The sequence below is a fragment of the Methylobacterium crusticola genome, assembly GCF_003574465.1.
Lineage (GTDB): Bacteria > Pseudomonadota > Alphaproteobacteria > Rhizobiales > Beijerinckiaceae > Methylobacterium > Methylobacterium crusticola.
The window spans coordinates 22,592-28,804 of record NZ_QOWC01000111.1 but is presented as its reverse complement, the minus strand read 5'-3'; the positions used below and the strand labels follow the sequence as shown (position 1 = coordinate 28,804).

Genomic DNA, 6,213 nt, shown 5'->3' with positions numbered 1-6,213 from the left:
CGCCGGCGCGGACGCGCCCTACGACCTCGACGCCCTGGTGGCCCGCCTCGCCGCGGTCGAGACCGCCGGGGACGGCCGGCGGGTGCTGCTCGTGGGCACCGGCAGCGCGGCGGACCTCGACGGCCTCGCCCGCTGCCTCGGCCGGGCGGTGGCCCGGCGCGCCCGCGCGCTCGTCGTGCGCCTCGACCGCGGGGGCGAGGGCCCGCATCCGGGGCTGACGGACCTCATCGCCGGCCGCTCGGCCTTCCGGGACGCGATCCAGCCGGATCCGGGCTCGCGCCTGCACGTCATCGGCCGGGGCGCGAGCGATCCCGCGCTCCTCGTTTCGGAGCGGGACGGCCTCGGCCTCACCCTCGACGCCCTGGGCGAGACCTACGACTGGGTCGTCTGCTGCCTCGACGACGGGTTCGCGCCGGCCGCGCAAGCCCTGGTCGGCGCCGTGGCGGCCTGGATGGACGCCGTGGTGATCGCCACCACCGCCGAGGCGGACGATGCCCGCCTCGTCGCCCTGTTCGAGAGCGCCGAGGCCGCCGGCGCCCCCGAGGTGATCGTGGCCCAGGAGCACGTCCCGGCCCCGGTGGCGATGCCCGCCTACCCGCTGCGGCGCTCGGCCTGAGACCCCGGCGGCCGCGCGGCGCTCACGGCGCGGGTCCGCCCAGGGGCAGCTCCGTCGTCCGCTTGATCGACTTGAGGACGATGCCCGAGCGGAGCGCCGCCAGGCCCCCGGTCGCCGCGATCAGCGTGTCGAAGAAGCGGCTGAGATGCCCGAGGTCCCGGGCGACGACCTTCATGATCAGGTCGGCGTCCCCGGTCTGCGCGAAGCACTCGACGACCTCCGGGGCCTCGCGGACGAAGCGGTGGAACGCGGCGTTGTGGGCCTCGTCGTGCGTGCGCAGGCTGATCAGGGTGTGGGCCATCACGCCGAACCCCAGCCGCTCCGCGCTGAGGAGGGCGACGACCCTCTCGATGTAGCCCTGCCGGCGCAGGCGGTCGAGGCGGCGGGCGCACTGGCTCGCCGAGAGGCACACGACCTCGGCGAGCTCGACGTGGCTGATGTCGCCCCGGCGCTGGAGCGTCGACAGGATCCGCACGTCGAAGGCATCCAGCTGCACGGCGCGCCGCCTCCCGGGACCGCCCGTCCGGGATCGCGGGAGCCCTCCCGAGCATGCGGGAATCCCGCGCGCCGCGTCAATTCCGTGCGCGGCGCCCGCGCCCCGGGCTGCCCGGGCACCCGATTTTGCGAAGAATCGCCGGCCCCGGGCCCGTATGCTGCCCTGGCGGCGGGCGGGGCCCGCTCGCCGGGGAGGGCGCGGCGCCATGGGGTCGGAGCACACGGACGCGACGACGGGCGGCGCGGCCCTCGTCGAAGCGCTGATCGTCAACGGCGTCGACACCGTCTTCGGCCTGCCCGGGGCGCAGATGTACCCGTTCTTCGACGCGCTCCAGCGGCGCGGCGACCGGATCCGCACCTGCGGCGCCCGCCACGAGCAGGCCTGCGGCTACATGGCCTTCGGGTACGCCCGCTCCACCGGCCGGCCCGGCGTCTACGCCGTCGTGCCGGGGCCGGGCGTGCTCAACACCGCGGCCGCGCTCTCCACCGCCTACGGCTGCAACGCGCCCGTCCTGTGCATCACCGGGCAGGTGCCGTCCGGGTTCCTCGGCCAGCGGCGCGGCCACCTGCACGAGCTGCCCGACCAGCTCGCGACCCTGCGCTCCCTCACCAAGTGGTCCGCCCGCGTCGAGCGCGTCGAGGACGCGCCCGCCGTCATCGACGAGGCGTTCCGGCGGATGCTCGGCGGGCGCCCCGGGCCGGTGGCGGTCGAGATGGCGTGGGACGTCATGGCGGCGCGCGCGCCCGTCCGGGCCCTGCCGCCCGCCGTCCCGGAGGCCCGGCCGCGCCCGGACGCGGACGCCGTCGCGCGGGCGGCCCGGATCCTGGTCGCGGCGCGCCGCCCGATGATCATGACGGGCAGCGGCGCCCAGCACGCCTCCGTGGCGGTCCTGGCGCTGGCCGAGGCGCTCGCGGCCCCGGTCGCCGCCCTGCGGGGCGGCCGCGGCATCGTGGCGGAGGACCATCCCCTCGGGGCCTCCTCGTACGCGGCCTACCGGCTCTGGCCGGGGACCGACGCGCTCCTCGGCATCGGCTCGCGGCTCGAGATGCCCTACATGCGCTGGCGCGGGATGATGACCTACGTCCGGGAGCCCGGCCCGTCGCCCGCCCTGATCCGGATCGACATCGACCCGGAGGAGCACGGCCGCCTCGTGCCCGAGGTCGGCCTCGTCGCCGACGCCGAGGACGGCGCCCGCGCGCTCCTCGACGCGGTCCGGCGGCTGCGGGGCGGGCGGGGCGCCCCCGACCGGAGCGCCCGCCTCGCCGAGGTCGCCGCGGCGAAGCGGGAGGCGCGGGCGGCGATCGGGGTCGTCCAGCCCCAGCTCTCCTACCTCGACGCGATCCGCGCGGCCCTGCCGCGGGACGGCTTCTTCGTCGGCGAATTGTCCCAGGTCGGCTTTGCCTCCTACTTCGGCTTCCCGGTCTACGCGCCGCGCACCTACGTCTCCGAGGGCTACCAGGGCACGCTCGGTTTCGGCTTCCCGACGGCCCTCGGGGTCAAGGTCGCGCATCCCGGCCGGGCCGTGGTCTCGGTGACGGGGGACGGCGGCTTCCTGTTCGCCGTCCAGGAGCTCGCCACCGCCGCCCAGGAGGGCATCGGCCTCGTCACGGTCCTGTTCGACAACCACTCCTACGGCAACGTGCTGCGCGACCAGAACACCGGCTACGGCGGCCGGGTGATCGGGGCGGTCCTCGACAACCCGGACTTCGTCGCCCTCGCGGCCTCGTTCGGGGTCGACGCCGTCCGGGTCGACTCGCCGGAGGACCTGGGACCGGCGCTCGCCGCGGCCCTGGCGGCGGGCCGGCCGGCCCTGATCGTGGTCGCGGTCGAGCGGGGGACGGAGGCCTCGCCCTGGCCCTTCATCCACCCGGCGCCGGTGGGGTGAGGGGCGGCCGCGAACGGATCCGGCGGGCGTGGAGGCCCCGCGCGCCCGGGTCGGGGCCGAGATGACGGGCGCGGGCCCGGGACCGCCGTCGTCCCCGCCCGCCAAGGGCTCCCGCGGCCGTCAGGGCGGTCCGTCCGCGGCCCCCGCCCCATCCCGCAGCACCGCGACCAGCTCCGCCGCCCGCCCGCTCTGGAGCAGGGGCACCAGCGCCCGCACCCGCTCCGGCGGCAGGGCCCACCAGGCGGTCTCGACGAGCCCCGCCGCCACCTCCGGCGGGAAGCGGTGGCGGATCACCCGGGCCGGGTTGCCACCCACGATGGCGTAGGGCGGCACGTCCCGCGTCACCACGGCCCGGGCCGCCACCACGGCGCCGGGGCCGACCGTGACGCCCGACAGGATCAGGCTGCCCGAGCCCAGCCAGACGTCGGCGCCGATCGCGACGTCGCCCCGGGAGGCGTGGTAATCCCCCGGCGCGGCGAGGTCCGGCCACAGGCCCGCCATGGCGGCGAACGGGTAGGTGGCGACCCAGTCCGTGCGGTGGTTGCCGCCGAGCAGGATCTCGACCTTGTCGGCGATGGAGCAGTAGGGGCCGATGGAGAGCCGCGCCCCGGATTCGGGGAAGCGGACCTTGGGCCTGCCGTAGGAGTAGGGCGCGATGGCGTAGCCGTGGCGGGCGGCGAGCTTGGCGAGATGCAGGCGGGTCTCGTTGTGAGGGTTGCGCCCCTGCCGCAGGCGGTGCAGGAAATCCTTCACGCCCGGGCAACCACGCGACCGGAAGGGCGTCCCAGCCCGCGGGCGGGGCACGGAGCGCGGACGATCCGAGGAGAGAGCGCGGTGGGCGGCAACATTTCGGACGATCTGAAGAGCGGCGCGCTGTTCTATCACCGTCATCCGCGGCCCGGGAAGCTGGAGATCCAGCCCACCAAGCCGCTGGGCAACCAGCGCGACCTGGCGCTGGCCTACTCGCCGGGCGTCGCCGCCGCCTGCGAGGCGATCGCGGCCGACCCCGAGGAGGCCGCGACCCTGACGACGCGCCAGAACCTCGTCGCGGTGGTCTCGAACGGCACGGCCGTGCTCGGCCTCGGCGACATCGGCCCGCTCGCCTCCAAGCCCGTGATGGAGGGCAAGGCGGTCCTGTTCAAGAAGTTCGCCGGCATCGACGTGTTCGACATCGAGCTCGCCGAGAAGGACGTCGACAAGCTCGTCGACGTGGTGGCGGCCCTCGAGCCGACCTTCGGGGGCATCAACCTCGAGGACATCAAGGCGCCCGAGTGCTTCGAGGTCGAGGAGCGCTGCCGGGCCCGGATGCAGATCCCGGTCTTCCACGACGACCAGCACGGCACCGCCATCATCGTGGCGGCCGCCGTCCTCAACGGGCTGGAGCTCGCCGGCAAGGCGCTGCCCGAGGTCAGGATCGTCACCTCGGGGGCGGGGGCGGCGGCGCTCGCCTGCCTCAACCTCCTCGTCTCCCTCGGCGCGCGCCGCGAGAACATCTTCGTCACCGACATCGAGGGCGTGGTCTACGAGGGCCGGTCGACGCTCATGGACCGCTGGAAGGCGGTCTACGCGCAGGCGACCAGCGCCCGCACCCTCGCGGAGGTGATCCCGGGCGCCGACGTCTTCCTCGGCCTCTCGGCCGGCGGCGTGCTCAAGCCCGAGCTCCTCGAGGCGATGGCCGAGAAGCCCCTGATCATGGCGCTCGCCAACCCCTACCCGGAGATCATGCCGAACCTCGCGGAGGAGAAGCGGCCGGACGCGATGATCTGCACCGGGCGCTCGGATTTTCCGAACCAGGTCAACAACGTCCTGTGCTTCCCCTACATCTTCCGGGGCGCGCTCGACGTCGGCGCCACCACGATCAACGAGGCCATGAAGGCCGCCGCCGTGAAGGCGATCGCCGGGCTCGCCCGCGAGACCCCCTCCGACGTGGTGGCCCGGGCCTACGGCGGCGAGGCCCGGCCCTTCGGCCCGCACTCCCTGATCCCGAGCCCGTTCGACCCGCGGCTGATCCTGCGCATCGCCCCGGCGGTGGCCCGGGCCGCGATGGAATCGGGCGTCGCCAAGCGGCCGCTGCCGGACATCGCCGCCTACGCCGAGTCCCTCGACCGCTTCGTGCACCGCTCCGGCTTCATCATGAAGCCGGTCTTCACCAAGGCCAAGCAGGACCCGCGCCGGGTGGTCTACGCCGAGGGCGAGGACGAGCGGGTCCTGCGCGCCGTGCAGGCCATCACCGAGGAGGGGCTGGCCCAGCCCATCCTGATCGGGCGCCCGAGCGTGATCGAGACGCGGCTCAAGCGCTTCGGCCTGGCGATCCGGGCGGGCCGCGACTTCGAGCTGATCAACCCCGAGGACGACCCGCGCTACCGCGCCTACGTGGGCCGCTACGTCGAGCTCGCGGGCCGGCGCGGCATCACGCCGGACGCGGCCCGGACGCTGGTGCGCACCAACACCACGGTGATCGGTGCGCTGATGGTGCGCCAGGGCGAGGCGGACGCCCTCGTCTGCGGCCTGGAGGGCCGGTTCGAGAGCAAGCTGCGGGCGATCCGCGACATCATCGGGCTCGCCCCCGGCGCCCACGACTTCGCGGCCGTGAGCCTCATCATCACCTCCAAGGGCGCCTACTTCCTGGCCGACACCCACGTGCGGCCCGATCCCAGCGCCGAGGAGATCGCCGACGTCGCCATCGCGTGCGGCGAGACCGCCCGGCGCTTCGGCCTCTCGCCCAAGATCGCCCTCGTCAGCCACGCCGATTTCGGCTCGTTCGACACCGCCTCGGCGCGCAAGATGCGCCGGGCGCTCGAGATCCTGCGCGCGCGCGCGCCCGACCTCGAGGTCGACGGCGAGATGGCGGCCGACACCGCCCTGTCGCAGGAGATCCGCGACCGGGTGCTGCCGGGCTCGCGCCTCAAGGGGGAGGCCAACGTGCTGATCATGCCGAACCTGGACGCGGCCAACATCGCGTTCCAGTTCTCGAAGACGCTCGCCGACGCGCTGCCGGTGGGCCCGCTGCTCCTCGGCCCCGCCAAGCCCGCCCACATCCTCACGCCCTCGGTGACGGCCCGCGGCATCGTCAACATCACGGCCGCGGCCGTCGTGGAGGCACAAGGGGAGGCGGGCGTCGCGGCGGCGCCGGAGAGCACGGCGGAGGCCGGCACGCCCCTGACCTCGGGCTGAGCGCCCGCGCCCGGGCGGACAGCGCCCCAGGGGACCCCGCCC

At 75.1% G+C, this 6,213-nt stretch carries 5 protein-coding genes; 3 read left to right on the top strand and 2 right to left on the bottom strand.

Annotated features, from left to right (window positions below; all coding sequences use genetic code 11):
• Positions 1 to 616 (top strand): P-loop NTPase family protein (locus DT057_RS35575; RefSeq protein ID WP_162501478.1); only part of this gene is annotated, 616 nt, incomplete at its 5' end.
• Between the two features lie 22 nt (positions 617 to 638).
• On the opposite strand, the gene DT057_RS23075 is transcribed toward DT057_RS35575, so the two are convergent.
• Positions 639 to 1,112, bottom strand: coding sequence for an Lrp/AsnC family transcriptional regulator (locus tag DT057_RS23075; protein WP_238314121.1), 474 nt, complete (start codon positions 1,110 to 1,112; stop codon positions 639 to 641).
• Positions 1,113 to 1,317: 205 nt separating this feature from the next.
• On the opposite strand from DT057_RS23075, the gene DT057_RS23070 reads away from it, so the two are divergent.
• Entirely contained in the window at positions 1,318 to 2,997 is a 1,680-nt protein-coding gene (locus tag DT057_RS23070) for a thiamine pyrophosphate-dependent enzyme (RefSeq protein WP_128564449.1), read from the top strand.
• Between the two features lie 120 nt (positions 2,998 to 3,117).
• Here DT057_RS23070 and DT057_RS23065 read toward each other — a convergent pair whose 3' ends face one another.
• Positions 3,118 to 3,738, bottom strand: a complete 621-nt coding sequence (locus DT057_RS23065) for a CatB-related O-acetyltransferase (RefSeq protein ID WP_128564452.1) — start codon at positions 3,736 to 3,738, stop codon at positions 3,118 to 3,120.
• A gap of 93 nt (positions 3,739 to 3,831) precedes the next feature.
• Here DT057_RS23065 and DT057_RS23060 point away from each other — a divergent pair, with 93 nt between their 5' ends.
• Entirely contained in the window at positions 3,832 to 6,171 is a 2,340-nt protein-coding gene (locus DT057_RS23060; RefSeq protein WP_128564448.1) for an NADP-dependent malic enzyme, read from the top strand.
• The last annotated feature ends 42 nt before the right edge of the window (positions 6,172 to 6,213 follow it).

What these genes read in the sequence shown, in the direction of transcription:
- DT057_RS23070 (WP_128564449.1), top strand. Translation starts at nt 1,318, where the DNA reads ATGGGGTCGGAGCACACGGACGCGACGACGGGCGGCGCGGCCCTCGTC.